General features: G+C 37.0%; 25 protein-coding genes and 1 pseudogene. 5 read left to right on the top strand and 21 right to left on the bottom strand.

The window, feature by feature from the left end:
* Both AsFPU1_RS09885 and AsFPU1_RS09880 read right to left on the bottom strand, forming a co-directional pair.
* Positions 1–1,453, bottom strand: a 1,453-nt coding sequence (locus tag AsFPU1_RS09885) for a cadherin-like domain-containing protein (protein ID WP_125061094.1), incomplete at its 3' end; no start/stop codon positions are given.
* Between the two features lie 3 nt (positions 1,454–1,456).
* A complete protein-coding gene (locus AsFPU1_RS09880) occupies positions 1,457–3,487 on the bottom strand; it encodes a TIGR03032 family protein (RefSeq protein WP_124976142.1) in 2,031 nt (676 codons plus the stop codon).
* A gap of 274 nt (positions 3,488–3,761) precedes the next feature.
* On the opposite strand from AsFPU1_RS09880, the pseudogene AsFPU1_RS09875 reads away from it, so the two are divergent.
* Both AsFPU1_RS09875 and AsFPU1_RS09870 read left to right on the top strand, forming a co-directional pair.
* A pseudogene (locus tag AsFPU1_RS09875) lies at positions 3,762–3,929 on the top strand (cobyric acid synthase CobQ); the annotation flags it as partial.
* 112 nt (positions 3,930–4,041) lie between these two features.
* Positions 4,042–4,890: a class I SAM-dependent methyltransferase gene (locus AsFPU1_RS09870; RefSeq protein WP_124976140.1), complete on the top strand. Its 849-nt coding sequence runs from the start codon at positions 4,042–4,044 to the stop codon at positions 4,888–4,890.
* Positions 4,891–5,099: 209 nt separating this feature from the next.
* Here AsFPU1_RS09870 and AsFPU1_RS09865 read toward each other — a convergent pair whose 3' ends face one another.
* From AsFPU1_RS09865 to AsFPU1_RS09845, 5 genes are all read right to left on the bottom strand, one after another.
* Positions 5,100–5,981 carry a hypothetical protein gene (locus AsFPU1_RS09865; protein ID WP_124976138.1) on the bottom strand — a complete coding sequence of 294 codons (882 nt, stop codon included), beginning with the start codon at positions 5,979–5,981 and terminating at the stop codon, positions 5,100–5,102.
* Positions 5,982–6,225: 244 nt separating this feature from the next.
* Positions 6,226–6,447, bottom strand: a complete 222-nt coding sequence (locus tag AsFPU1_RS09860; RefSeq protein ID WP_124976136.1) for an aspartate kinase — start codon at positions 6,445–6,447, stop codon at positions 6,226–6,228.
* A gap of 226 nt (positions 6,448–6,673) precedes the next feature.
* Positions 6,674–8,383: a hypothetical protein gene (locus AsFPU1_RS09855; protein WP_124976134.1), complete on the bottom strand. Its 1,710-nt coding sequence runs from the start codon at positions 8,381–8,383 to the stop codon at positions 6,674–6,676.
* 608 nt (positions 8,384–8,991) lie between these two features.
* On the bottom strand, positions 8,992–9,462 hold the full coding sequence (locus AsFPU1_RS09850) for a TolB family protein (protein WP_124976132.1): 471 nt from the start codon (positions 9,460–9,462) through the stop codon (positions 8,992–8,994).
* Positions 9,463–9,799: 337 nt separating this feature from the next.
* Positions 9,800–9,937: a photosystem II reaction center protein K gene (locus tag AsFPU1_RS09845; RefSeq protein WP_124976130.1), complete on the bottom strand. Its 138-nt coding sequence runs from the start codon at positions 9,935–9,937 to the stop codon at positions 9,800–9,802.
* A 436-nt stretch (positions 9,938–10,373) separates the two neighbouring features.
* Here AsFPU1_RS09845 and AsFPU1_RS09840 point away from each other — a divergent pair, with 436 nt between their 5' ends.
* Positions 10,374–11,186 (top strand): squalene/phytoene synthase family protein, encoded by an 813-nt coding sequence (locus AsFPU1_RS09840; RefSeq protein ID WP_124976128.1) that lies wholly within the window; start codon positions 10,374–10,376, stop codon positions 11,184–11,186.
* 236 nt (positions 11,187–11,422) lie between these two features.
* On the opposite strand, the gene AsFPU1_RS09835 is transcribed toward AsFPU1_RS09840, so the two are convergent.
* From AsFPU1_RS09835 to AsFPU1_RS09785, 11 genes are all read right to left on the bottom strand, one after another.
* The gene (locus tag AsFPU1_RS09835; RefSeq protein WP_124976126.1) at positions 11,423–11,857 is read right to left on the bottom strand and encodes a pentapeptide repeat-containing protein; all 435 of its coding nucleotides are present in this window, start codon (positions 11,855–11,857) and stop codon (positions 11,423–11,425) included.
* A 44-nt stretch (positions 11,858–11,901) separates the two neighbouring features.
* Positions 11,902–12,216: a type II toxin-antitoxin system YoeB family toxin gene (locus tag AsFPU1_RS09830; protein ID WP_124976124.1), complete on the bottom strand. Its 315-nt coding sequence runs from the start codon at positions 12,214–12,216 to the stop codon at positions 11,902–11,904.
* Positions 12,200–12,499 carry a type II toxin-antitoxin system Phd/YefM family antitoxin gene (locus AsFPU1_RS09825; protein WP_124976122.1) on the bottom strand — a complete coding sequence of 100 codons (300 nt, stop codon included), beginning with the start codon at positions 12,497–12,499 and terminating at the stop codon, positions 12,200–12,202. The genes AsFPU1_RS09830 and AsFPU1_RS09825 overlap by 17 nt, the downstream gene beginning before the upstream one ends.
* Before the next feature lie 21 nt (positions 12,500–12,520).
* On the bottom strand, positions 12,521–14,836 hold the full coding sequence (gene purL, locus AsFPU1_RS09820) for a phosphoribosylformylglycinamidine synthase subunit PurL (RefSeq protein WP_124976120.1): 2,316 nt from the start codon (positions 14,834–14,836) through the stop codon (positions 12,521–12,523).
* A gap of 398 nt (positions 14,837–15,234) precedes the next feature.
* Entirely contained in the window at positions 15,235–15,375 is a 141-nt protein-coding gene (locus AsFPU1_RS09815) for a toxin-antitoxin system HicB family antitoxin (RefSeq protein ID WP_227873569.1), read from the bottom strand.
* Positions 15,376–15,397: 22 nt separating this feature from the next.
* Entirely contained in the window at positions 15,398–16,573 is a 1,176-nt protein-coding gene (locus AsFPU1_RS09810) for a DarT ssDNA thymidine ADP-ribosyltransferase family protein (protein ID WP_124976118.1), read from the bottom strand.
* 559 nt (positions 16,574–17,132) lie between these two features.
* Positions 17,133–18,320 (bottom strand): acyltransferase family protein, encoded by a 1,188-nt coding sequence (locus AsFPU1_RS09805; protein WP_124976116.1) that lies wholly within the window; start codon positions 18,318–18,320, stop codon positions 17,133–17,135.
* A gap of 54 nt (positions 18,321–18,374) precedes the next feature.
* On the bottom strand, positions 18,375–19,226 hold the full coding sequence (locus AsFPU1_RS09800; RefSeq protein WP_124976114.1) for a methyltransferase domain-containing protein: 852 nt from the start codon (positions 19,224–19,226) through the stop codon (positions 18,375–18,377).
* Positions 19,227–19,270: 44 nt separating this feature from the next.
* Positions 19,271–20,080, bottom strand: coding sequence for a TauD/TfdA family dioxygenase (locus AsFPU1_RS09795; RefSeq protein ID WP_124976112.1), 810 nt, complete (start codon positions 20,078–20,080; stop codon positions 19,271–19,273).
* 29 nt (positions 20,081–20,109) lie between these two features.
* On the bottom strand, positions 20,110–20,871 hold the full coding sequence (locus AsFPU1_RS09790; RefSeq protein ID WP_124976110.1) for a class II aldolase/adducin family protein: 762 nt from the start codon (positions 20,869–20,871) through the stop codon (positions 20,110–20,112).
* Positions 20,872–20,961: 90 nt separating this feature from the next.
* A complete protein-coding gene (locus tag AsFPU1_RS09785; protein WP_124976108.1) occupies positions 20,962–21,855 on the bottom strand; it encodes a tetratricopeptide repeat protein in 894 nt (297 codons plus the stop codon).
* Positions 21,856–21,950: 95 nt separating this feature from the next.
* Between AsFPU1_RS09785 and AsFPU1_RS09780 the strand changes: the two genes are divergently transcribed.
* On the top strand, positions 21,951–23,165 hold the full coding sequence (locus AsFPU1_RS09780; RefSeq protein WP_124976106.1) for a DUF790 family protein: 1,215 nt from the start codon (positions 21,951–21,953) through the stop codon (positions 23,163–23,165).
* 16 nt (positions 23,166–23,181) lie between these two features.
* On the opposite strand, the gene AsFPU1_RS09775 is transcribed toward AsFPU1_RS09780, so the two are convergent.
* Complete coding sequence (locus AsFPU1_RS09775) at positions 23,182–23,913, bottom strand: DUF3782 domain-containing protein (RefSeq protein WP_124976104.1); 732 nt, start codon at positions 23,911–23,913, stop codon at positions 23,182–23,184.
* Positions 23,914–23,987: 74 nt separating this feature from the next.
* Here AsFPU1_RS09775 and AsFPU1_RS09770 point away from each other — a divergent pair, with 74 nt between their 5' ends.
* On the top strand, positions 23,988–24,731 hold the full coding sequence (locus AsFPU1_RS09770) for a hypothetical protein (protein ID WP_124976102.1): 744 nt from the start codon (positions 23,988–23,990) through the stop codon (positions 24,729–24,731).
* A 43-nt stretch (positions 24,732–24,774) separates the two neighbouring features.
* Here the strand turns inward: AsFPU1_RS09770 and AsFPU1_RS09765 are convergent, their stop codons facing one another.
* Positions 24,775–25,314 (bottom strand): Uma2 family endonuclease, encoded by a 540-nt coding sequence (locus AsFPU1_RS09765; RefSeq protein ID WP_438357524.1) that lies wholly within the window; start codon positions 25,312–25,314, stop codon positions 24,775–24,777.
* 345 nt (positions 25,315–25,659) lie between these two features.
* The gene (locus AsFPU1_RS09760) at positions 25,660–26,217 is read right to left on the bottom strand and encodes a helix-turn-helix transcriptional regulator (RefSeq protein WP_124976098.1); all 558 of its coding nucleotides are present in this window, start codon (positions 26,215–26,217) and stop codon (positions 25,660–25,662) included.
* Between the last annotated feature and the right edge of the window lie 762 nt (positions 26,218–26,979).

Genomic DNA, 26,979 nt, shown 5'->3' with positions numbered 1-26,979 from the left:
TTTGGGGAGAATTGAATATGGGATCAACTGTTGGTGCATCATTAACCGCAGTAACGGAGAAGGTTTGGGTTTGACCGGCTAAGGTTGCCGTACCATCAGTTACACCGTAGGTAAGGGTGACAGTACCATTAAAGTTAGCAGTTGGGGTGAAGGTATAAGTCCCATCAAAGTTGTCTACCAATGCACCGTTATCAGCAGTTAAGTTAACAAATGAGAGGTTATCACCATCTACATCGCTAAAACCGGCTAATAAGTTAGCTGCTGTAATCGTGATAGGTGTATCTTCAGCCGTGTTGCTTAAAGTAGCAGTTGGTGAACCAACAGGAGCATCATTAACGGGCGTTACAGAGAAGGTTTTGCTTTGACCGCCTAAGGTTGCCGTACCATCACTCACACCGTAGGTAAGGGTGACAGTACCATTAAAGTTAGCAGTTGGGGTGAAAGTATAAGTCCCATTACCGTTATCAACTAAAGTGCCGTTATTGGAAGTTAAACCGACTACGGATAAGGTATCACCAGCATCTACATCGCTAAACCCGGCTAATAAGTCAGCTGCTGTAATCGTGATAGGTGTATCTTCATTCGTGTTGCTTAAAGTGGCAGTGGGTGAACCTGTGGGGGCATTATTAACTGGGGTAGTAGGGCCAGTATTCTCGAAGAACTGGATAGTGCCGCCACCAGCACCCACAAAAGCATCCAAGTCCCCATCGTTATCAATATCTACCAAGGTGGGTGTAGAATTATATGCCACACTCGTCAGTCCGAAGGAGTTCGTGGCTTCAAAGGTGAAGTTGGGAGCAGACCCCGTTCCCGTGTTGCGGAAGAATGTGGTACCGCCGTATATGTCCCCCACAAAAGCATCCAAGTCCCCATCGTTATCAATATCGGCAAAGGTGGGGGCAGAATAAGACCCCACACCAGATATTCCGAAGTTGATGGCTTGCAGGGTAAAGGTGGCATTAGATGCACTTCCCGTGTTGCGGAAGAATATGATACTGCCGCCACCAGTACCCACAAAAGCATCCAAGTCCCCATCGTTATCAATATCTACCAATGTTGGTTTAGCACGACTCCCTACATCCGTCAGTCCGAAGTTGCTGGCTTGCAGGGTAAAGGTGGGATTAGATGCACTTCCCGTGTTGCGGAAGAAGTAGGTATTGCCGTCAACAGTACCCACAAAAGCATCCAAGTCCCCATCGTTATCGATATCGGCCAAGGCGGGTGCAGAATTATATCCCACATTCGTCAGTCCGAAGGGGTTGGTGGTCTCAAAGGTGAAGCTGGGAACAGACCCGGTTCCCGTGTTGCGGAAGAAGTCGGTATTGCCGTTGATTTCACCCACAAAAGCATCCAAGTCACCATCGTTATCAATATCGGCAAAGGTGGGGGTAGGATAAGACCCCACATACGTCAGTCCGAAGTTGGTTTGGGGATTGAATATAGGATCAGCCATGAATTAGTTTTCCTCTGAAGATTTAATCAATTTACTCGTCTGTCGCACTTCCCCCACCCCAGTTAAATAGGGCATTAGGTGTCGTCCGACAAACTGCAACAAACGGGGATAATGGTGAGAAACCGAACCCGTAAGATACGGAACATCACTGTTAATTTGACGACGTATCGCCTCAGCTAACAGGGAAATCCCTCGCCCCCGACTCTCGAAGGGTTTAGCTACCTCCCAAGTGGTATAGCGAATGGTATCAGGTGCTACCCGATGGGTTAACACCCAACCTACTACCTCCTTTCCCTGACGCAAACCCAAACTATTCAAGGGTTCTAGCCGGTCTTTCTCCACAGAAGCGGGCAAAGATAAACCCGCCTCTGGCCAGGAAAATACCTCAAGGGAGGGAGGTAGGGGAAACTTGTTTAACCAATCTACTTTAGCAATATTTTCTGTAGCGGTTTTGCCTAGCAGTAAGGTAATTTGAGGCGGTTGCCATTGTAATCTTTGTAAAATCCCTTCTAATGCCAAAGAAGTCGAGGAACTGGTGGAATAGCTCAAAACTAACTCTTGAAAGCCTTGAGTCTTTAATTCCCTTTCCAAATAAGCCACTAACCTTGTGCCAATCCCTTGTTTTCGATAATCGGGCAACACAAAAAGAGAAATAATTTTCGCCGTTTCCACGTTTAAACGTTCGGCGATCGCCAATCCCACTATTGACCCGTTAATAGAAGCCGAAAGTCCCGTTAATTCCCCTTGGGGTGGGGTTTTTTGCCAACGCTGCCGTAACCGAGGAAAGGTCAATTCATCGTAATCTAGGGCATTACTGCTATTGAGGTGATACACCCGTTGATATTTAACCTCTGATGCCAAACCTTGCGCCCCTACAGGGGAAATTGGCTGATCTGTCGGTAATTGTGCGATCGCCTCAGTAGGTTGGGGTAAACCGGCAATAGGGGGAGTTGCGCCCTTACTGGGGCGTTTGGCCGTAGGTTTGGTGATAACAATGCCTCCACTCTCAGGAAACGTCACCAATCGTTGAATTTCATCCCCCTGTAACCCAATCGTTTCAGGTTGACTAACTCCAGGCAAAACCACTACATCAAACAATTCTTCAATTATACTCTGAAAATATAGCCAGTGCAGGGTTTTACCCGTTTGTAAGTCAATCACCATTAACCCAGATTGGGGGCGATTTCCCTCAGACATAAGGCGTTTTTCTAGAGGTAAGCCGCTAAAACTCTGAGAACGTAATTGAGATAGTCCGACAAAGGCAAAGTTTTGCCAAAAGGCTAACCCGCGCACAAATCCAGGGCAAAATATGATAGGATCGAAGCGTTGATCTTGGATGTAGCCAAATTCCCCTGTCCCAGAATTGAGTAACCACAATTTCCCCTGATACCAACGGGGAGAATGGGGCATGGATAAACCTGTGACAATAATTTCGTTGTGGTTAACATCTATGACGACTCCCCCATCAAGGCGATGATTACGCCATCCAGCCGCCGTATCTGTGGCACTACAGGCAGTGACATAAGCAGGTTTGCCCTCCACCATAGCCAAACCGTTGAGGTGACAACGATCTTCCGGCACTAATTTCGAGATAAATGAGGGTCGCCACAGGGGAACAAAACTATAATCGGGATTAATTGTGGCTAAACAACTAAAATCGGTATTGACAAAAATCACGTTTTGTGCATTGTCTAATACTATTTCATGGGCGTTAACATCCCCGGTGGTGTAAGCGGTGCGGGGGACATAGAGGCGGTCTGCTTCCTGTGATTTTTCCCCACTATCAAGAAGATTATGGAAATCCCAAATTTGATAACGGGTGGTCATGTAGAGGCGATTTGCTGCTACATATAATCCCATTGGTTTGTCGAATAGTCTTTCGTGCAGTTTCAGCCTTCCGTTAGCTTGGCCACTGACAAAAAAAAGGCGGTTAGTTTGGTAGGTGGTAGCAGCAATACTGATGTTTTGCTGTTCCAGCCAGCGAGTTAAGTCAGGGGAAGACGTAACTCTAAGTTGGTTTGCGGATAGGCTCATTTAACTCGTTTTTTCAAAAAAAGTATTAATACTTAGGAATTATAGGTGAATCCTAGCATTTATTAAGCATTTATTATATTAAGGAAAGTAATTCCTGATCATTAAGATAAAAAAAACTTTTATATTCTTAGAGTCCCCTGATTATGATACCTCCAACTCAACCCCAGAACACTTTCCCCCTTAACTACTCAACCCACACGCAACAGAGGGCCCAAAGAGCTTTATTTTGTTCTCCCTTTGAGTTAACCTTATGGGTAGCCATGAAAGATAATAAGGAAATATGACCTCCCAAGTCATTATTAAAGGTAAAGTAATCGGGACAACTAAGGCCAGTGAATATTACGAAAATTATTTTAATTTAGGTTGGGAAGCTATTACCTCATCTTTGGAAAGATTAGCCCTTGAATATGATTTTGTCGTCTGTGAAGGGGCAGGAAGTCCAATCATCAATTTTTGTCAAAAACCCACCCCTACAGCATTGTGGGTAATTTATTTTGTACGATACTCAACTTCGTTATACTTGGAGGTGCATTCAACGTAAAAACTTGCATCTTATGGATACTTTAAAAGAACAATTAAAAGATTTGTATAGTAAAGACTTAAAGCAACGAAGTAATTGGTATTCTCCTGCCGCAGAAGCTTATAATAAAGTTAGACCTCGTTATCCTCAAATTTTAGTTGATCAAGTGATAGAATTAGCTCAGATTACTGCTAATACTAGAATACTTGAAGTCGGATGTGGACCAGGAATTGCTACTGTTTCCTTTGCTAAATTAGGTTGCTCAATTTTATGTATTGAACCGAATCCAGATTTTTGTCAATTAGCTCAAAAAAATTGTCAATCTTATCCTAATATAACCATAAAAAATACTTCTTTTGAAGAATGGGAATTAGAATCTGAAAACTTTGATATTGTCTTAGCAGCTAGTTCTTTTCATTGGATACCTCCAGAAATAGGATATCCCAAAGCTGCTGATAGTTTAAAAGACAAAGGTTATTTAATTTTGTTATGGAATAAAGAACTTCAACCTGAATATGAAGTTTACCAAAGTTTATCAGCAAGCTATCAAAAATATGCTCCTTCTTTGTATAAATACGAAGATCAAGAAACCCAAGAAGCAATTTTAAAACAGTTAGGAGAAATGAGTATTGACTCAGAGAAATTTGACAACTTCATTACAAAAAACTTTAGAACTGAAGTTAACTATACCCTTGATGACTATTTAATGCTATTAACGACTTATTCTCCTTATTTTAAATTAGAACAACAGATTAAAAATGACCTATTTTCAGAATTAAGGGAAATTATACAAAAAAAATGTGGAGAAAAAATCAAGCTTTTTTATAGTTCTGCTTTTCATGTAATGCACAAAAAAGTTGGCTCTGCTGACATCATAGAGTAAAATATTTGCTAAACGATTACAGCCTAAACATTTCGATTCAGCTATTAAATACCAAGTATAGAGGTCGCGCATTACACTTAGCAGTCGATTTCTTCGTAATAATAAGGAATATTCGGTTAAGAATAATCACAAAAATCTTGACAAATAGCCTAGTTTTAAGCTTAGATGTAGGGGTCAACGGCCGTTGACCCCTACATCTAACTGGAACATCATTGCAAAGTTTGAGATCCTGTCCAACTACGACTCACTAAACGACCATAGGTAACAGGTTCTGGATTTTTAGCCACAACCGTTTGACCATTGGCAGACACGGCTAATACCGGCCAGTCTTCGTCCCCTAATTGTCCTGTCTGAAACAAAACTTGTTCCCCTTGTACATTATTCCATCCTAACAAGATAGCTGTACTTTCTTCATCTTCAGACGGCTTTAATGTCGTAGTTTGGTTGGTTTGACGTTCCCAAATTACCCCATAATCAGTTACATCAGAGGTACTAAAAAAGCCCTCAACTTGACGGGATAATAAGCGATCGCCATTGGCCGACCAGGAAATGGGCATTAAAATTGATATAGCCCCTGGCACTTCTTCAGTTTTTGCGATTTCTTGTAAATGTGCTGCAATAGGAGAACCCGCCCGAATAACCTGTAATTCCCCTGTTTTTAAGTTCTCTAAAAACATGACGCTGGTGGCCTGAGAGCGATAGAGTTGGGGATCAGCTACCATGTTGATTCTTGTATAGGCCGCATATTCGCCATCAGGAGAAACTAAAGCCTGACTGCGATAATAACGTTGACCCACTACTTGCTTATCATTAAATTCCTGTTGCGTTTCTAGCAACCAAGGCCAAGGAATGGGATAGGGACTATCTAAAGGATCATCAGGTATGGTTGATGTTTCCGGCTCACTCTCCAGGTCGAACTCAGGGGGCGATAGCTCCATCGATGGGGTAAAAGAACGATGAGCCATACTCGGAACCACTGCATCCGTTTGAGCCTGAACAGCCACATTTGCTGTCAGTAACCATCCAGTTAATAAACAGCCCAAAGAAACGGTCGGGCGAAACCATTGGCCAGCCAATAAGCGTTTAAACATATTTGTTTTAGGACAGGGGAGGATAACATGAGCAGTCTGAGTGAGGAGTGACAGTTGAAGGATGAACGATTCCTTTTCTCAAGGACAATCAACCTACCTATACACCTTAGTCGCTCAGACAATGAAGGTGTTCCCCTATCTTCAAAAGAGTTCACACTTTAGCTCTTATTCGTTAAGAACTGTTACAGTTCTGTTACCTTGTCCTAACTTTATGCTAAACCCATGACAAAACCACTCCTAGTTATCAGGATTTGTTAGCTTTCTGCTTAATGGTTTGTAATTGTTGCAACAAAACGTCAATTTCAGCCTGTAAGTGTAAATATTTGAGTTGTTGAACCGCTTGGTAAGATTTCTTGACTTGTATCATCTGGGTTTGGTAATTTGTTCCTAGCGTTGCTTGAACGGAAGAAGAAGCAGTGTTTGAACCTTGTTCCACAGACGGACGAGAAAGCAGTGAAGTAGTCATGTATGGTTTTCTAAGTGTACTATTTTATTGTTTCTTAACCTAAGTTTCCACATTATAATACTCTGAGAAAGATGTCAATGTATACTGCAATACTTTTTAATTGGTCATTTTGCTGTATTGGTGATCAGAGTTGCAACTTTAGGATATTGTAAACGGGACTTACCCACAGAAACTGTCTGCAGGGACAATTCATGAATTGTCCCTACACACGTTGAGTCGACATTCATCATCTTGCTTGATAAAGAGCCATCAAGTTTCCCTCTCCATTGTAAACTTCGATTGATTTTTGGGTCTGATTACTAATCTTTTGTAAACGAGCTTCAAAACTGGAAATATGATTTAAAAGTTCGATTTGAATTTGTAAATTTCCCTGAACTTTTGCTTCTAAAGCTGTATTCCATACCTGAGCTAAATAACTTGATGTTAACGTCACTTTAATTGTTTTTTCACCAATTATATATTGACATACTTGACTAGGTTTAAAACAAATTTGCGCTAAATTTTCTTTAATCCTTTCTAATTCTACCTCCTTTTTTAATTGAGTTTTAACTTGATTAACATTCAGACTATAAGATGTTATTAATGGTTCAGATTTACGGAATATAAAAGTATTTTTAGGTACTTGTTTTAGATAATTAAGTCCTTGTTGCCAATAAGTAAGAGATTGTGACCATTGTTGACTTTTTTGGGCTTGTTCAGCTAATTTTTTTTGTTTAATGGCTTCCTGATAACTTTTAACAGCAACTTCTTCTTGTTGTTTACGTTTTCTGGTTATCAGGATTTTATCTAAATACTGTTTTAATATAGGTTGTGTTTGATGAAATAAAGTAGTTGCTTTAGGAATATCTTGTAGTTTTTTAATGGTGGTTTCCCAAGTGGAATAAACTAATTGTAAATCCGATAAATTTTGAGCAGATTGTTCACGATATTTAGCTAATTTTGCTGCTTCATTTGCTTGTTTAAAGATGATTTGAGCTTGTTTCTCTAAAAATATTTTTTCTTGAATATTTTTGAGATTATCTCGATATTTAGTTAAGGTTAATTCAACTAAATGATATCCCACACTGTCGGCAGAAATAGACACTAATTTAACAATAGCTTCTTTCCATAAATATTCGACTTTTTCAAGCTTTTCTAAAGATATTGGAGCCTTATTATAAAAGGATAAAGCTTGTTTCTCAAAATCATTAGCTTCTATTAATAATGATAATATATTTAGTTTATCTTGATAATCTTTTTGTAAATATAAAGCAGTTGAATAATAACTTGACCATTGAGGAATTGATTGTAATAATTTTAGAGACTTAGCTAACTTTTCTTGCGCGCTTACCAAACTTTCATCGGATAAAGAAGGGGCAAAAACTAACCTTGCTTCTTGAGCTAAATTATCAGCTTTTTGTAGGATTTCACATTCTCCAAAAACACAGGGACGAGTCATCATATAAACACCTCCCAAGAACAAAAAAGAAGTAAGTCCACTTGCTAAGATTAGTTTAGCTTGCTTTTTATCTTTCAAGTTAATTATATTTTTTTGTATAAGTTTAAAATACTGTTTTTTAAGTAAGACAATATAATGCTCTAAAGTCATCCACATATCTGATAAATAATTTAACCGTAAAGGTTGAGATATTTCTTGACCATCTTGACCGAAAGATTCCTGACTTTTTTGATATTTTCCCTTAATTAATACATGAATTTCAATTAAATATACTTGAGCAATAGGTTCCGATTCTAAAATCTCTTTTAAACTTTTAAAAACCGCTTCAGGAGCAGGGGAATAAATGTCATTTCCTTCAACAAAAATTCTTAACTTATCTTGCAAAAAACACTTAATTTTTAAAGTAATAGGAAATAGCTCTATTTGACGCAAACGATGTTCTAAAAATGTCTCTAATTCCTCTAATCTAACCGAATCTGTTGTCCTTTCTTTAATCATACAAGCTCCTTCACACAGAGGTTTAAATCATTAGCCAGGGCGGGTTTATCTAGTTTTTTGGTGAGAGTCATTGATTGATGTAAAAAACCAGGGCGGGTTTATCTAGTTTTTTGGTGAGAGTCATTGATTGATGTAAAAAACCAGGGCGGGTTTATCTAGTTTTTTGGTGAGAATCATGGATTGATGTAAAAAAAACAGGGCGGGTTTATCTAGTTTTTTGGTGAGAATCATGGATTGATGTAAAAAAACCAGGGCGGGTTTATCTAGTTTTTTGGTGAGAATCATTGATTGATGTAAAAAACCCGCCCCTACAAATTTTATATAATTAATTTTGTCTACCAACTTAAATTCGTTGCCTTTTAGCTAAAAATCTGGTTTTTAACATCAGGTGCAAGATGTGAGTCAACCCAACCTACAAAGAAAGATGATTTATGTTGTCAAAAATCAAGAAAATTGGGCTAATTATTTTAGGGACTTATGACAAGTCAGTTAAGTTGCCTTAACTTAACCTTAAAATATATTTTGTATTGCAATATGTTACATGAATTTAATAATATAGTCAAAAGTTAAGATTGTCCAAGAATAACAATTAGTGGCTAAAGCGTCAATTAGTTTGTTCTTGGTGTATCTCGTTCAATGACTACTATATGCCATTGACCTAGTTGACTGCTTTGAAAAGCCACTTTTCCTCCGTCCCCCGTAATAGTCGGTTGTCTCACGGAACCCCGAACATTAGCACTTAATAATTCTGAGCGTTGTTTGACGCGATCGTAAACCATAATATCAGGTTTGCCCCGTTCAGTTGAAACATAGGCAATATAGCGTCCATCTGCATTTAAAGCAGGTTGATCCTGACTCGAATCCCAACGGTTAAGATTAGGAAGGGAAACTAAACGCCGTTGTTCTAAATCATACAGATAAATGTCTCTACGTCCCTCTCTATCAGAAGCAAAAGCGAGATATCTTCCATCACTACTATAAGCGGGATATTCGTCAGGAAATTGACTATTGACCCCTCCTGTGAGAACTTGTGGGGTTAATAAAAGGGGATGACGACAACTACTTAATACTATTCCCATTATTCCCCCTAGTAGTAATTTTAATACAAGGTGGCGGGGTGAGGAGGTTAATGGGTGAGGCGAAGTCATTTGGCGTTACCAGTTATCAGTTATCAGGTAGAAGATCAAAATCTTTTATAGGGGTCAAGGGCCGTTGACCCCTACTTTTTTCTTACCTATAATAACCATAGCCAAGGAAGATTATATAGCGATCGCTAGTAACTATCATCCATTTTAACTGTATTAATACTAGGGTAGGCAGTGCATCGGCCTACAGGTCTAACCACTTAGTGCTTAAAAAGCGATAGAGACGATACAGGGAACGTCTCTACAAACTTGATGACTCAAATTGAACAATTTACTTGAAGCCAACAGACGCTTGCCAAACAAAGGCTAATGCCAAGAAGAAAAGAGGAATAACTGGCAGAACATCGACCAATGGGTCAAAAATTTGATAAGCTTCTGGTAATTTTGCTAAAAGTAAGGCTGCTTCCATATCTCTATCTACCTTCCCAACTCTTTTTTATTTATTATTGATCACTCAACATCCTATCATAAGTTGTTCCCAATCTTGATATAGCAGTCCTAAATCATTTGTGAGAAATAGAAGATTTTGTTATTGCCCTAAGTACAAAAGATTTATTGTCTATTCTCCCCATACTCCCCACACTCGGCAAATATAAAGGCTTTCAGACAAAACCGACCCAGTATTGTCTTGTTTTCGTGCCTGTTACTATAAATATATTCTTAAGGCAAATTTTCGCTAAGCATAATAGAATAGACAACATCTTTATCCAATGCTCAAATTTGCTCAACCTAATCATGATCAAGGCGAAACTTTTACTTTGTCAGGAACTTCACAATCGTTTAGTGGGATCTCACAAATAAGTAAGTGTATGCTATTGCATATGTTGGCGTGAGGAGTTAAATGAATGAATTTACGAAATAATGCCTTAAAGACTCTCAAAGAAACCAGTCGAACCTTTTATATTCCCATTAGTCGCCTTCCAGACGGGCTACTAGAAGCGGTTGCTTCTGCCTATCTGTGTATGCGGGCCATTGATGAAGTAGAAGATCATCCTGACTTAGATAACTTTACTAAAGCGAAACTCTTACGCCGAATGAGTCTGAATCTACAGGCCGCTACGGAACGTAGTAGGGAGGAAGATTTCGCCTTGGGATTGATACCTTATAGTCATACCTTACCTGATGTCACTCTACGGGTGGGACAATGGGCTTTATTAGCCCCTGATAGCATTGCCCCTCGTATTTGGGATGCAACGGCAGCTATGGCTGATCGGATGGCCTATTGGGCGGAAAATAACTGGACGATTCGCACTGAGGCGAATTTGGATCAGTATACTTTTAGTGTGGCAGGGGCCGTCGGACTACTTCTCTCTGATTTGTGGGGTTGGTATGATGGTACTCAAACCAATCGAAGTTATGCCATTGGATTTGGTCGCGGTTTACAGACGATCAATATTGTTCGTAATTATCGGGAAGATTTGCGACGGGGTGTCAGTTTCTTCCCCCAGGAATGGCGGGTTGAAGATATGCACCAATATGCTCGTCGTAACCTGAAACTGGCTGATCTTTATACTCAATCTCTCCCTCCAGGGCCGGCCCTAGATTTCTGTAAAATTCCTTTAGCTTTAGCTTATGGAACCCTAGAAGTCATGGCTTTAGGTAAGGAAAAACTCAGTCGCAGTGATGTTATTGCCTTGGTACAACAAGTCACTCGTTAACCCCGTTCTTCGGGGTCTGAGTGATTAAGTCTCTCTTCGGAGAGATTATTTTTTTCTGAGGACATTTTTTAAGGAATTTGTCCTTTTTTTTCATCAATGGTGAGGATTTCAAGACATTTATGTCTCGATGATGCCCCTGATTTGATCAAGACTTCAGAAACTTGAATTTTCATACAAAAAACCTCTAGAGGTCAACGGCCGTTGACCCCTACGATGCCTAATTATCAATTAATCTACTATTCTGGGCCACCGATGCCAATGCCTGTATTATAAATTTGAGCATTGGTGATATTCAAATTGTCCATGGATGCCCCTGTCACATCGGCATCATACAGTTTAGCGAGACTAAAGTTCACTTCATCGAGGTTAGCATCATTTAGGCTCGCATTAGTCACCATGGCCCCTGTTAAATTCGCCCCTTTGAGGTTCGCCTGGGTTAAGTCTGCCCCTTCTAGGTTCGCTTCGGTGAGATTAGCCCCTTCTAGGTTCGCTTTTCTCAAATCTGCCCCGATTAAATGAGCATAGCTTAAATCTTCATTGGACAAATCACAACCCATACATTGTCCTGTTGTTAATAACCGTTGTACATCAGATGGGTTTCCGGCGATCGCAGGACTAATTATGATCAGAGGAGTGACAATGGCCAGTGCTGCTAAAATATTACGTTTCATCTTTTTATCTCCTCACTGTCTTTATAATCCCACCCTAACTAATGTTAAGGTTTCTTGACTTCACCCGATTGGGCTATTTCTATTTTACTGAACTTTCCAAGGCAAGAACTAATTCTTAATAAAAATATTAATTGACCGAAAAGCGGGTAAAGTAGCTTTAACCAGTCATACCCATCGGGAAATGGAAATTCTTCATATTTTAAGGGTTCCGGTTTTCCCATTCCTGAAAAGGGATCTTGTGTCACTGCTTCTACTAAATCTAAAATACGAAAGACAATTTTTTTATTGGTTTTAAACCACCACATCAAATCTTCTCGAAACTGTTGATCAAAAATAATCGCCCTATGGTTCTCTTTCAATACCTAATTCCTCACAAAGTTCTTCAATAGTTTGTCCTTCTAAAGATTGAGAGTCCCTTTTTAGCGAACGATCAATAGCAGCAAATAAACGTTTAGCATTAGCAGGCGATCGCAGTAAATGAACTGTTTCTAATAAGCTACTTAATTCTTCAGCAGGTAAGATGGCAATATCTTTATGCCCAGGACGAGTAATGATAACAATTTCATTATCAATCTCAATTTTATCTAGCAAAGTTTCTAGATTTTTTGAGGCTTTTTCATAAGTTGTTTCTATTGACAACATAATTCAGATTCTCCTAACTTCTTAAAGTTCATGATTTTTCAAACGTCTTTCAATAGCATTTGCCCAATAATCAGTCATTTGTGTAATTTGAAGATTAATTACTGATAAATCACCAGATAAGGTAATACTTAACTTATTAAAACTAACTTGACCTATTTTTGACCAATTATTAACTAAGTTTTTGTTTAAATAATCTTCCCATTCTCTTTGATTTTCGGGACTAATAGACACAATAATTTGTCCTGCTACTTCCCCAAATAAAAATTCATCTACACGAATTTTATTATCAAAATTAAGCTCAATTTCTGCTCCTAGTTCCCCACTAATACAACATTCTGCTAAGGCAACACTTAAACCACCTTCTGCACAATCATGAGCGGATTTTATCCAACTTTTGCGAATACCATAACGACAAGTTTCTTGAACTACTTTTTCTAAATAAAAGTTGACTTTTGGCGGTTTTCCTGCTATGATTTCCTGCAAATTAGCTAAATATTCCGACGCGCCTAATGTGGGTTTATTTTCTATTCCTAATAAATAGATTAAATCCCCTTCTTTTTGCCAACCTTGTCCACAAATTTTAGTAATATCAGGAATTAATCCTACCATGCCTATGACTGGAGTAGGATAAATTGGTTGAGGGTTTCCTGCGCTATCAACTGTCTCATTATAAAGGGAAACATTGCCTCCGGTAACAGGTGTATTTAATTCTCGACAAGCTTCCGAAATACCCTGACAAGCTAAAGCTAATTGCCAATATCCTATAGGATTTTCGGGACTACCAAAATTCAAATTATCCGTAATAGCTAAAGGTTCTGCACCGACACAACTAAGGTTTCTTGCTGCTTCTGCAACGGCAGCTTTTGCTCCTTCTAAGGGATCAAGATAAACATAACGGGAATTACAGTCAGTTGTAGCGGCTACTCCTATTGTACAAGTATCTGGTTTCGCCTCAATAGGACGAATACGAATAACTGCTGCATCTGCCCCTCCTGGTAACATTACAGTATTATTTTGTACTTGATGATCATATTGACGATAAACCCATTTTTTAGAGGCAATAGATGGGGTATCTAATAGGGTTAAAAGTACATCATTCCAGGTTTTGAATTCTCCCTTAATCTCAATGCCTTCTGCTGTACAATCAGGTAAACTTTCTGCTGTCCATTGCCAAGCTTTTTGGGCGTATTCTGGGGCTGTTTCTAGCAACTCTCGATGATAAATTGGGGTATTATCAGCCAAGGCATTAGCCGGAATTTCTGCAGCAATTTCTCCCTTAAACAAAATTCTCACAATGGGGTCACTTATGACTTCTCCTGCGACTACTGCTTGCAGTCCCCAACGATGAAAAATATCTATTAATTCTTGTTCCCTGCCTTTTTTAGCAACAAATAACATTCGTTCTTGGGACTCAGATAATAAGTATTCGTAGGGAACCATTCCAGTTTCTCTGACAGGGATTTTATCTAAGTCTAATTCAATGCCGACTCCTCCATTAGCAGCCATTTCTGATGTGGAACAAGTAATTCCTGCTGCACCCATATCTTGGGCCGCTACTACTGCCCCCGTTTTAAAAGCTTCTAAACAAGCTTCAATTAATGATTTTTCTAAGAAAGGATCACCAACTTGTACTGCAGGACGATCATCCATTGATTTATCGGTTAATTCTGCACTAGCAAAACTGGCTCCACCCATGCCATCTCTACCCGTAGTTGAACCTACATATAAGACAGGATTACCAATTCCAGATGCTCCAGATTTAACGATGTCTTCTGTCTCCATTAAACCCAAGGCCATGGCATTAACTAACGGGTTGCCATTGTAAGCAGGATCAAAATAAATTTCACCGCCAACAGTTGCGACCCCAACGCAATTACCATAATGGGAGATTCCTTCAACAACTCCTGTAAATAATCGTCGGTTTCTGGCATTTTCTAAGTTCCCAAACCGCAAGGAATTTAAAGTGGCAATAGGACGCGCACCCATTGTAAATATATCCCGTAAAATTCCTCCTACTCCTGTTGCTGCACCCTGAAAAGGTTCGACAGCAGACGGATGATTATGGGACTCAATTTTAAAGGCTAATCTTAATCCGTCTCCTAAGTCTACAACCCCTGCATTTTCTCCGGGGCCTACTAAAATGCGATCGCCTTCGGTGGGAAATTGTTTGAGGAGAGGACGAGAATTTTTGTAACAACAGTGTTCTGACCACATGACCCCAAACATCCCTAATTCTGCTTTGTTGGGGTGTCGGCCAAGACGTTTGACTATGTCTTCATATTCTTGGGGTTTGAGTCCTTCTGTGGCAATTTCTTGGGGGGTAAATGGTGCAGTCATGGGGTTAGATAGGGGTTGTAGTGCCAGCGATTTTTCATTCTTGATAAACAATACTTCAAGAAATTATTGATCAATATTGTTTTTGGTAAATTTGTGTTATCTTACGTCCCTGCCGAGGGAGTGATAATTTTTAGAGGAGGAGAAAGAAAAAAATAGAAAATACAACGTCAGATAGAGGGTTTTCAGCTTTAATGTCTTGTTTTTAGACAGATTTATACCATCTAACATAAACATAACACATTTTGAAAAAAGGCAAAATTTCATTTTCAGGCAAATTTGGTCAAAATCGACAAAAACGATCTAATCGTCAAGGGGTGTTCAAGCCATATTAAAAAGTTTGATTTATGATAATAATCAATCAAATCTCATCTATACATAAGTTCTACTGATGAATAGAATCAGCGATCGCCAATGCTTTTAGAAGATGGATAAATAGTCGTATCTGCTGCTTTTGTTAAGACTTCCTCCATCCAACGATTAATACTTTTACCTTCTTTTGTCGCAGCAATAGTAATTTTTCGATTATAGCTTTTATACATCAACATATTTTTCTTGTACATTTTAAGATAAATTTCTTAGTAAATAGCTTTCTTCTAAATATTCAGGTAAAATTTGAGCCTCACGGGGTAGATAAATTGCCACATGAATTCCTATATCATGTAAATAACTACACATCAAAGGTCCCACATCAGACCAAGTTAAATTGCCTAAACCACATCCTAAAGCTGGCAATGCTAAAGATTTAATTCCTTGTTGTCTAGCATTTTTTCTCAGCCAATCTAATCCACCTTCAATATCTTCTAATCGAGAATTTTCGCGCCATGTACGTTTAGTCGCAAAGAGTAAAAACCACTTAACAGAATTAGGAGTATTCAATGGTGAGGTGAGATCAGCAAGTTCTTGATCTAAAGAAGTTTCTCTTTTATAAATACAAGGTTGTACCGCAGTGATTTCGTTTTTTCTACAAGCATCTTGATAAAAAACATAAACATCAGGGAATTGATATTTTGTTCTAGAAGCTAATCCTTTTCCCATAATACCTTGAAGATTAACACTGATTGTTAGAGTGTGCATTTTGGAGAAAAACATATCCCCATCAATTAGGGAAATATTAGTTCCAATTCGCTGAGAAGAAATAGGTTTAAAAAATAAAGTAGGTTCAGGAATAACAGGAATATTGGAATTACTAATTAATTGCTTAACTTTGCTTTGAGTATGATGATCGCAAACAAAAATTGAGTCTATAAAATCAGATTTAATCTTCCTGGGAACTAAGCATTCAGACATGATGATGCGTTTTGAACCATCTGAGTCATTCCACCAATCATTTTGTATGATTTTCCAATTTTTTTCTAAAACTTTTCTTCCCTCTGATGATGGGTAAAATTCGGTTGCATTATTCGCTGCATTCCCATTCGTAACCCTAACTCCTATTTCTGATAAAACATTGGATTTAACGGCTATAATTGCGATATTTCGTGTATCTTTTTCATGGACAACTCGATACATCATTGGGTTACGAGGTTGAAAATAAAGATTTGCATAGTTCCATAGACTATCATTTTCTCCAGTTGATTTATCCTTGCGTTTACTAACAATCTCATGATCATAAATAGGAGTAAAATCAATATTTAGTCTTTCTACTTCTTGGTGAGATAAAATTCCTCGCTCAAGGATTGAAGGTATATTTTCAATATGGGTAATATAATAAAGGTTTTTAATATCAACTTTAGGCATAATTAGTTAAATAGTTATCATTAGATTCTCGGTACTTAAATACTGTTATTTTAATTCATGAAATAGTTGAGGAATATCATGATCAGTAACTATGTTTTAATAAACACACCTGCTGAGGGAGTGATAATTTTTAGAGGAGGAGAAAGAAAAAATCAGAAAAAACAACGTCAGATAGCAGGTTTCCAGCTTTAAGTGCTTATTTTTAGACAGATTTATACCATCTAACATAAGCATAACACATTTTGAAAAAAGGCAAAAGTTCATTTTCACGCAAATTTGGGCAAAATCGACAAAAACGATCAAATCGTCAAGGGGTGTTCAAGCCATGTTAAAAAGTTTGATTAATGATAATAATCAATCAAAACTCATTTATACATAAGTTGAATTTATTGATAAAATCAGCGATCGCCAATGCTTTTAGAAGAGTAATAAATTATTTTATCTGCTGCTTCTGTTAAGACTTTCTGCATTAAGTTTCGATTATTAACATAGAGAATTAAATGGGTTTGCCCTGTGAACAAGGAGTGTTGGGAAGACTTTCTAGGGAAGTGGTAGTGGACTAAGGACGTAATCTTTTAAAAATAAATTTATGGGAATATTCGATTAATGGCAACTCAAGGTAACGATAGATAAATTCTACGAAAGGAGTTAAGAGTAAAGCTGTTACTATCATTTGTGCAAAACCATAATTCCAATCATTACTAAAAGCAAGGGGAAATAATTTATAAAAAAGAATCCAAATCAAGATAAAAAAAGGAAAATGAAATAAATAAATTGTATAACTTCTATCTCCAATCCAAGATAAGACGGAGTACAAACGAGATTTTTCCCCAGGAAAACATCCCGAAGTTGAGGCCAGATAAATTAGGATAGTAAAGCATAGTCCGATAATCGGTGAAGAAATGCCTTCCATAATTATTTGTTCTTTGGCAAAAGGAGATTCGCTGATTGAGGTTAAAAACAGAGGAATAACTAATAAAATCGGTGACATAAACATAGCACTTTCTTTATGTAGAAAAAATTTCGGAGAAATCCATTCTTTTTTTTGTATAATTGCCAAGACAAAACCCAGCAAAAGAAAATCAAAATCATAAGAAACAATATAGTTTTTAATAAACAAATTTGTGGAATAATTAAAAAGAATCATTAATCGAGAAATCAAAATATAAATATAGAAAAATATAAATAAAAATAGAAAAAAGTTTTCAATAAAATATTTATTATTTTTAGTTACAAAAACCAGTATTAACCCTAGTAAAAAGACAAATGTATAAAATTGAAATTCAACTGAAAGACTCCACATTGCCCCAAAAGCTAAAGGATTTCCTTCGGTATTTAAAGCATCAATACTGTTAATATAAATACCTAAAAGAATTTTCAAACATCTTTTCAATAAATTATCCCAGGGCAAAGAAAATATATCGACAACTCCCTCTGGCAAATTTATTGAAGTGGAAATTAAATTGGATAAATAACAAAGCAGGATAAAAACAAATAACGCAGGATAAATACGGAAAATTCTTTTGCTATAAAAATAAATAGGGGTTATTTTTGTTCCTGAAAAAAAAGAGCGAGCAACCACATAGCCGCTAATCACAAAAAATAGTTCAACGCCAATATATAGTGGTAGAGTAATTTTAACGGGAAATATATTAATTATGGTGGGCGTTAAGCTAAAATGCTGTAATAAAACAAACAAGATAGCCAAAGCACGCAAAATCTGGATATCTGAAATTTTTTTGTTCATTGGATCTCTAAATTTACTATTTTGATAATATTAAACTAAGCTGTTCGTAATCTTCTATTTTTTATTTGCTGATAATAACCCAAAGCGAATCAAACCCCGTTCATACCCGCTACGCATTAACCCCAAGGATAAAGCCCCCTCAATGGTCTGCCAGCCACTTTTTAACAGTCCCATAATTGCCTGAGCATCGAAGGCAGACTCAATCACTCCATCCCAAAAAGGAGCAACAGCTATTGACCAATCATCAGTTAAAATTTGATTAAATCCGCACTCCTGAGCTATTTTTTGGTATTCTGGCAAAGAAATCACATAAGGTAAACAATAAACTCGGTAAATCTCCCCTAAGTGCCGTTTTTCATCAGCAGTTAATTCCCCTGCCAAGGATTCTGTCGGACGATGACACCAAGTAGCTAGAATTAAAGTACCTCCTGGTTTCAGGACACGGTAACACTCTTGTAAGAACTTTGTCTTGTCAGGCATATGTTCCCCACTTTCGAGAGACCATACTAAGTCAAATTGATCGTCTGCAAAGGGCATATTTAGGGCATCAGCAACCTGAAACTGTACCTGTTGTTGTAAATTGAAATCTTTTGCTCTTTCGGTGGCTCTAGCTTCTTGTACGGGGGATAGAGTAATTCCCTGACCTTGGGCATTGAATTTTTGCCCTAAATATAAGGTACTGCCTCCAATACCACAACCGACATCAATAAAATGGCTAACGTTACTAACATTAGCCCAAATCAATAATTCTTCTATTAAATCAATTTGTGCTTGACGACGATTAAGTTTATAAGTCCCTGCTTTTCCATAATAACCGTGGTGCATATGCTCACCCCAAACTTGCTCCCACAGTCCACTTGAAGCATCGTAAAATTGTGCGATTTGTTGATAAAGAGGAGAAGTCATTTGGCGTTACCAGTTATCAGTTATCAGTTACCAGTTATCAGTTATCAGTTATCAATCATCAGAATATCACCTTTTTGCCAGTTAATTTCTGTGGTTAATTTTTCCCCAATATCATATAATTCTGTCATTACATCATCTAATATTTTTGAATCATCTTCAAATAAAACATTATTAGGAGTTAACTTTTTAGCCGGTAATAAACTATTAATAAAAGTCCGACAGTCACCCTTACGACTGGAATGGATAGCTGGACAAATATATTGAAGATCAATTGATTGATCCTCGTTGACCTGACATTGCATATCATTACTAAAACAAGTAGCTTTGACTTCTTCTAAATCATCTGTTTTATAGCGTTTTTGCCAAGCTTCTTGACTCAAATGACCAGTATATTTTAATTTTTTAGTCAATAATAAATCTTTGAGATGTTCTGGAAGTGCTTCAAAAAATTGACGACCATCACAGACAATAGTTTGTCCATTTTCTAGAGGAGGAGTTGCACAAAAAAACCAGATCATTAAAGGTTGATATTTTTGATAGTACATTTCTCCATGTAATTTAACTTCATCTTTGAAGTCATTAACCGTTAAGACAGTGGGATCATTATTAATAATTTTGCGATTAAATACCCCACCCGCATAATTGATAAAATTGCTACTTAATGAATTAGAAAACTGAGTAAAAATTTCCACATCTGCCTCAAATCCTCTGAATAATAACACCCCATAAGATTGAAACAACTCAATAATTTCGGATTTATCAAGTTCTAAAATACTGGTATTATTTCGATTAAGAATTGTTTGTCCTAATAGGTTAGATAAAGGTTGAGTATATAGTCTTGTATTGAGTTTCATAATTATGTCTAAATTATTGTTAAATCATTTTAATCGAATAAATCAGGTTGCTGACGAATAATCATATCATATAGACCCTGAAAACTAAACCAACCCGCATAAGAACTACCAACTTGACTATAGGTTAAACGAGCCGTGTCAGGATCAATTATAATCGGTTTTCCAACTGCTTCAGCCATTAACTGAGATTGACAAGAACGATCCATTGTAATAAACCACCAAGCAGCCTCATCTAAAGATTTTCCTACCGTCAGTAAACCATGATTTTGTAAAATAATTGCCTTATGTTGTGCCAAAGTTTCCCCAATACGCTTACCTTCTTCTGTTTTTAACACTAGTCCAGTATAATCGTCAAATAGAGAATGATCTTCATAAAAAGCGCAAGCATCTTGAGTCAGTGGATCGAGAAGTCGTCCTAAAGTTGACCAAGTTTTGCCATACAAAGAATGAGCATGAGCAGCAGCATTGATATCAGGTCGAGCTTTATGTATCTCAGAATGAATAGCAAATGCTGCTGTATTGAGTAATTTATTGCCTTCAACGACTTCACCACCCTCATTAACAAGTAACAGATCTGATACTCGAATCTGACCAAAATACAGACCAAAAGGGTTCACCCAAAAATGATCTAATAATTCTGGATCTCTTACCGTAATATGACCTGCTGCCCCTTCATCAAAGCCATAATGAGCAAACAAACGTAAAGCAGCTACTAAACGTTGTTGACGATAACGACGTTCATCTTCTACACGGTTAAAGGTGGGAGGTTGGGGGAAATTTTTGGGTATCATAAATAATTGGCTGTATGGCGATAAAGGAAAATAGATAACCTCGCACATTAAGATCATTGTGTACGAGGTGTTTTAAACATTTCAATCAACTCAATTTAGGTTTAATGTGCCGTTACCGTTAGAATTCTGATACAATTCAATGAATTCTGTTAACTTAAAATCATTCCATAAATTAGCAAATATGGGATTATTTCTCGCCATTTCGATATAAATCTCAGGATAGAGATTAATGGCTTTTTTCAAAGAACAGATAGCGTCATAAGAATGTTCTAATGTTGCCTCACAACAAGCTTTATTATACCAAGCATACTGATCTTCTGATTCCGCATCTAAGGCTTTTTCGTAAGACTCAATAGCTTCAGAAAAACGGTTCAACTGTTGTAAAATTTGTCCTTGTTGATACCAGGCCCAATAATCATGGGGTTTAACTTCCAACGCTTTTTTATAGTCCCTTAAAGCCGCTTCTATTTGTCCTGACTCGCGTAAACAATCTCCTCGACGATAACACACCCAATAATCAGAAGGACGAAGTTCTAATGCCCTGTTAAACGTTGCGATCGCCTGTTCATAGTTTCCCGATAAGCGATAAGCGTCCCCTTTGCGATAATAGGCCCAATAATCGTTAGGATAGGCAATAAGAGCTTTATCAAAGCATTCAATTGCTTTTTCGTACTCTTTTAATTGTTCAAGATAAACACACCCTTGATCATACCAAGCCCAATAATTGTTTGGTTGAATCTGTGCGGCGTTTTCGTAGCTGTTTACTGCATCTTCATAACGGCCTAATTCTTCTAAAGTCATACCCCTTTTATACCAAGCCCAATAGTCGTTAGGATAATATTCTAAGGCTTTTTCGTAACTGATTAACGCTTCTCCATAAAGTTCTCCCACCCTGAGTCTATTTCCTTGCTGATACCAAGCAAAATAACTATCAGGACGGCATTCTAAGGGTCGATAAAGGGTCATTAACTGTGTCGGTGTCATGGTTTTGTTCTGCTTAAGTCTATTCTGTCAGGATTTCTTAACAATTATGCAATTATTGCATTTTATTATTTGAAATTAACAATTAATCACTAATTATGTTGCCGTCTGATTTACTAATTTATCGTTACAGTGGAGACTCCATCGTTCCTAAACGCTTACCTTTAGATTTTAGCGCGATCGCGTTAGTTTCTGAACAAATTGATTGTTTTCAAGGGGCGATAGGTTTTAGCCAAGGACAATTAAATGAAAAGTTACTAGAATTAGAAGGAGATAATCCTAATTATAGGGTAAAACGGGGCTTAGCACATCTATTAAAAAATCATTTTTCGACCTTTGAAATTATTAGTCCTCTCGAACCACAAAAACTGAGACATAAAGTATTTTCTCGTGCCGCAACTGGGGTAACTATTCCGCAAAATCGTCCTCAGTTATTAGAAAGTATTGCTAGTCTCTTAAGTGAAGAACTACACAGGGAAGTATTACCTAGTGATATTGAAAGGGGATTATATGCTGATTTACTAGAAAATCGTATTTTAACTAATTTTGATGCTCCTACCCCTGAAAATTTAATTCATCGTTATAATTTATCTCAAGTTCAAGGTATTTTTTATCGTTCTAATCATATTATTCTCAATGCTCATCGTAATGATCCAGGGGAATATAAATTACTGTTTCGTTATCTGAAATTATTTCAATTAATGGCTTATATTGAAGGAGATTCTGATACGGGATTTACTATTACTATTGATGGGCCAACCAGTTTATTTAAGCCTAATACTCGTTATGGTTTAGCCTTAGCTAAAATGATTCCTGCTTTACTGCACGTTAGTAAATGGAGTCTCAAAACTAAGTTACAAAGTCGAGATTCTTATACGGGAGGAATTAAAATAAATTATTTTAGTTTAGATGATCATTGTGGGTTAGTGAGTCATTATTCTAAGGGCAAAACTTATGATAGTATGTTAGAAGAATCTTTTGCTAAAAGATGGGACAAATTAAAGACCGAATGGCGATTAGAAAGGGAAGTAGATTTAATTCCTTTACCCGGAAGTGTCATGATTCCCGACTTTCGTTTAGTGCATCCCGATGGACGAGATTTTTTATTAGAAATTGTCGGATATTGGCGACCAGAATATCTACAAAAAAAATTCTATCAAGTGAGTAATGCAGAGGTTGATAATTTAATTTTAGCCATATCTGAACGATTAAATTTAGAAAAAGCCGGAGTTAATTTTACTGATGTTCCTGTTAAAATTATTTGGTTTAAAGATAAATTAAATCCTAAAGCTGTCTTAGATATTTTAGAATAAAAGTTCGCTTATAAACTTACCATGACTTAGGCATAAATCCCGAATCATTAATAATTTCTACTGTTTCTCCCGATGGTTTAATAACAAATAGACCTTGTTTATAAGCATAACGATCTACCCCTTCATCAATTTCAATCCCTGCGACTGCACCATAAGCATGATAATTTTGATAATGGGGAAATGCTTCTTTAAATCGACTTAATTTTTCCAAAAATTCATTAACATCATCTTTCGACAAACGAGACTTACATTCCACTAAAACTATCTCGGTTTCATCTACTGCTAAAATATCAATTTCCATCGCTATTCCTTGACGTTTTACTCTAGCGCGACTGTAGGTTTCTTTAACATCAATTCCCTTGTCTCTAAACAATTTAATTACTGCCGGTTCTACCAATTCTTCGACAAATCTTCCCCAACGAGTGGTTAACCCTTCCACTGCACGCATAGCATTAGCAGAAGCTTTTTCAAGTTTAGCTAAACGGCGATCAGCTTCAGCAGCACGGCGATCAGCTTCATCCTTAGCTTCGGCAGCACGGCGATCAGCTTCATCCTTAGCTTCGGCAGCACGGCGATCAGCTTCGGCAGCACGGCGATCAGCTTCATCCTTAGCTTCGGCAGCACGGCGATCAGCTTCATCCTTAGCTTCGGCAGCACGGCGATCATATTCTTGACGAGATAGCTGGAAATTCTCGTTAGTTTTCTCAAATAGCTTATAAATATCTTCGATAGTAACAGTTTGAGACATGGTTTTTAATATAATGATAGTCTATCTAACTTCTAATTATATCCAATTCCTCTGCAAGTTAGGGAAGTATAAAAATGCGTAAACTCTTTTCAGCTTTATTACTGGCAACGTTAATCACTACCCCTGCACTTTTCTCAACCCCAGCCTTGAGTGAAATCCGTAAAGAACGGGTTCAATTCAAATCAGGAACATCAGGAACAACTATTCAAGGTAAAATCAAAGGGCAACAGATTGTCGATTACCTGATTAATGCCAAAGCAGGGCAATCGATGACGGTTAGTCTGACTACCAATAATGGGGGAAATTCTTTTAATATTTTTGCCCCTGGAAAAGTACCTGGTAATGATGGGGCAATGTTCATCGGCGAAACTAATAATAATCGCTTTAAAGGTACACTTCCTGCCTCTGGGGATTACTTAATAAGGGTTGCCCTGATACGAAGTGCAGCGCGTCGCAATGAGGTGGCAAACTACAAACTTCAAATTAATATTGCAGGTAATATTAACAGTGATGCCAAAGTTCCGGGGACAAATTTTCAGGCGACGGGTAATATTCCCTGTTCCATGGGGAATGGACAACCGACTGGATCTTGTCCTTTTGGCGTAGTTCGTAAAGGTAATGGTAATGCTGACGTAACGGTAAAAAAACCGGATGGACGTAGCCGCGTGATCTTCTTTAAAAATGGTAAAGCGATCGGTGCTGATGTCAGTCAAGCCGATCCAGGTGAGTTTAGTTCCTCAAAACAGAGCGATCTTTTTATTATTCGCATTGGTAAGGAACGTTATGAGATTCCTGACGCGGTTGTTTTTGGAGGGTGATTTTTGGACTCTTAAGTTAATTTCAAGATAAAAATGATCCTGATTAAGCTTGCATTTTGAGCCAACTAAAAACCTGATTAATAGTTAAATTTAGTGGAATTTCTGCTAAGGTCAATAAAGATTCATCCCCTTGTAATAATTTAGGAGATTGATCAGCAAAGAACATCAAAATTGAGCGATCATCAGGATCAATTAACCATCCTAATTTACAGCCATTTTCTAAACAATAAAGAATATTACCCGTCACTCTATTTGAACTTTGTTGGGGGGACAAAATTTCAATTACCCAGTCTGGACACAATAAAAAATCATGTATAGGTTCTCCATCCCTATCAAAAGGAATTTTTGACCAAGTAAATACAGAAACATCAGGAACAATAGAACGGGTTCCAAAGCTACAACTTAACCCCCGGAAAGCATAAGCAATTTTTGAACTTTCTGCTACCTCATTAATACTATTACAAAGCTTTAATTGTAATCTGCTATGTTTACCTTTAGGCATAGGTTTTCGAATGATTTTACCATCAATATATTCCCTAGCCGGTTTAACTTCTGGTAGGTCTAGAAAATCTTCTAGAGAAATTACTTGATTATCAGTAGCAAGTATATAATAAGAGTCTCCTCGTCAGAAATCAATTAAATCAATGCCTACAGACAGACCTTATGTCTGATACTATAAAAACTAAGCCTTCCGAAGGGGGCTAAATTAAACCCACGTAGGTGGGTTTTGTCTTTATAGCTTAACCCTTTAGGGTTTAAGCTGACAATTGTAACAGCGTTACATATTAGGTTCGGTAGAACCCATTTTGAACCTCCACTGCCGTGCATACGAGTGGATTCCCATATAGACTCTATTATACAATCGAACCGTACAGTCTAGCTAGTGTAAATGAGGTAAATGAATGAGTGTAAATGTTTTGGTAATAGTTTAAACTTCAGTTATTCCTTGATTATTTATATCGTTAGAATTAATTGATTCAGTATCAATTCCTAAACAATTATTATTAATAATTGTTTGATTTATATCGTTTGATTGTTGTTGATTATTAGAACTAGATAAATTATGCTCTATCTCTGAAATTAAGCTAAAAATTTGGTCATTTTTATAGCCATTATAAAAAATATCTGAAATATGATTTGGGAGTAAAATACTATCATGATTTTTATTTATTATACTATCAAATCCTTTATTGTCAACTTCTCCAGCTATTATTTTGTTGTTTTGAGATCCTGTCAAAATATCTTTATCAGTGTTAATTTCAATATTCGTAGTATCCTTTAAAAATTCTTTTAAGTCATTAAGATTATATTCTAATAATTCACATCCTTTAATTATTTTTTCAATCCATTCTTCAAAAATATTATTATTATTTTCCCAGTTATAAATTGTCATTTCTGTCACACCAAATATATTAGCTAATTCTTTTCTTGTTAGATTCTTTTCCTCCCTTATCGTTTTTATAAAGGATTTTTTATTTTTATTCATATACTTACATCAAAAATTAATTTTGCCTTTATATTATCTGAGGTTTATTTAAAAGTCAATATAATTCTTGCATAAATGTCTTTATAAAGAAAATTTTATAAAGATATTTTATCTTGTTACTTTACAATTTTTATGTAACCATAATTAGTGTAGTTATTGTTAGTCATCTATCTGAAAATGAAAAATTTCACTAATCTTAATACATATCTCTTATCCTTAATTATTGTTTCTTCTACTATTTTAGGTATTCAAGCTATGAAAACAAATAGCTTTATTAAAATAGATTTCAAAAATCATTATATTATACTAAATGATAAGTCAATACAGAATAACTAAAATAAGTTATTCAAAAAAAACAGATGGGAAAAGAATCGGCTAGGTTATTCAAAGTGAAAATAGCTTAACCGATCGAGTTTAAGCCTATTAACCTGAGTTCGACATAAAGCGAACATCTGAAACTTATATCTAAGAATACTTACAAGCCAAATAGTCTTAGTTTACTATTGTCAATTAGTTTCAGTTAATGACATAAAGCCCGCGATCGCGGGCTTTATTGATTCTTTATTGAGAATATTCTTAATAAGCAGCAGAAACAACCCGACAATGAAACCTCTTAAGCGAAGCTGGACAAAGGTTTTGGCTATTTCAGTTATATCGAACTCAGGTTATTAGGTTCGGTAGAACCCGTTATAATTAACTATCCACACTCCTGCGATTGCTTCGTTCTACTCGCAATGACAATATACGTTTAATTATGACAAT

Origin of the sequence: Aphanothece sacrum FPU1 (assembly GCF_003864295.1) — a bacterium.
Classification (GTDB): Bacteria; Cyanobacteriota; Cyanobacteriia; order Cyanobacteriales; family Microcystaceae; genus Aphanothece_B; species Aphanothece_B sacrum.
Note: the sequence above shows the minus strand (reverse complement) of the source record. Positions and strands in the feature narration are given on the sequence as shown.

Bases quoted from the DNA above. Each gene is read 5' to 3' on its own strand.
- AsFPU1_RS09880 (WP_124976142.1), bottom strand. From the start codon at position 3,487: ATGAGCCTATCCGCAAACCAACTTAGAGTTACGTCTTCCCCTGACTTA.
- AsFPU1_RS09790 (WP_124976110.1), bottom strand. From the start codon at position 20,871: ATGATACCCAAAAATTTCCCCCAACCTCCCACCTTTAACCGTGTAGAA.
- AsFPU1_RS09810 (WP_124976118.1), bottom strand. From the start codon at position 16,573: ATGCCTAAAGTTGATATTAAAAACCTTTATTATATTACCCATATTGAA.
- purL (WP_124976120.1), bottom strand. From the start codon at position 14,836: ATGACTGCACCATTTACCCCCCAAGAAATTGCCACAGAAGGACTCAAA.
- AsFPU1_RS09785 (WP_124976108.1), bottom strand. From the start codon at position 21,855: ATGACACCGACACAGTTAATGACCCTTTATCGACCCTTAGAATGCCGT.
- AsFPU1_RS09850 (WP_124976132.1), bottom strand. From the start codon at position 9,462: ATGGGAATAGTATTAAGTAGTTGTCGTCATCCCCTTTTATTAACCCCA.
- AsFPU1_RS09770 (WP_124976102.1), top strand. From the start codon at position 23,988: ATGCGTAAACTCTTTTCAGCTTTATTACTGGCAACGTTAATCACTACC.
- AsFPU1_RS09845 (WP_124976130.1), bottom strand. From the start codon at position 9,937: ATGGAAGCAGCCTTACTTTTAGCAAAATTACCAGAAGCTTATCAAATT.
- AsFPU1_RS09865 (WP_124976138.1), bottom strand. From the start codon at position 5,981: ATGTTTAAACGCTTATTGGCTGGCCAATGGTTTCGCCCGACCGTTTCT.
- AsFPU1_RS09860 (WP_124976136.1), bottom strand. From the start codon at position 6,447: ATGACTACTTCACTGCTTTCTCGTCCGTCTGTGGAACAAGGTTCAAAC.
- AsFPU1_RS09815 (WP_227873569.1), bottom strand. From the start codon at position 15,375: ATGTATAAAAGCTATAATCGAAAAATTACTATTGCTGCGACAAAAGAA.
- AsFPU1_RS09780 (WP_124976106.1), top strand. From the start codon at position 21,951: ATGTTGCCGTCTGATTTACTAATTTATCGTTACAGTGGAGACTCCATC.
- AsFPU1_RS09835 (WP_124976126.1), bottom strand. From the start codon at position 11,857: ATGAAACGTAATATTTTAGCAGCACTGGCCATTGTCACTCCTCTGATC.
- AsFPU1_RS09775 (WP_124976104.1), bottom strand. From the start codon at position 23,913: ATGTCTCAAACTGTTACTATCGAAGATATTTATAAGCTATTTGAGAAA.
- AsFPU1_RS09870 (WP_124976140.1), top strand. From the start codon at position 4,042: ATGGATACTTTAAAAGAACAATTAAAAGATTTGTATAGTAAAGACTTA.
- AsFPU1_RS09825 (WP_124976122.1), bottom strand. From the start codon at position 12,499: ATGTTGTCAATAGAAACAACTTATGAAAAAGCCTCAAAAAATCTAGAA.
- AsFPU1_RS09800 (WP_124976114.1), bottom strand. From the start codon at position 19,226: ATGACTTCTCCTCTTTATCAACAAATCGCACAATTTTACGATGCTTCA.
- AsFPU1_RS09760 (WP_124976098.1), bottom strand. From the start codon at position 26,217: ATGAATAAAAATAAAAAATCCTTTATAAAAACGATAAGGGAGGAAAAG.
- AsFPU1_RS09795 (WP_124976112.1), bottom strand. From the start codon at position 20,080: ATGAAACTCAATACAAGACTATATACTCAACCTTTATCTAACCTATTA.
- AsFPU1_RS09855 (WP_124976134.1), bottom strand. From the start codon at position 8,383: ATGATTAAAGAAAGGACAACAGATTCGGTTAGATTAGAGGAATTAGAG.
- AsFPU1_RS09840 (WP_124976128.1), top strand. From the start codon at position 10,374: ATGAATTTACGAAATAATGCCTTAAAGACTCTCAAAGAAACCAGTCGA.
- AsFPU1_RS09805 (WP_124976116.1), bottom strand. From the start codon at position 18,320: ATGAACAAAAAAATTTCAGATATCCAGATTTTGCGTGCTTTGGCTATC.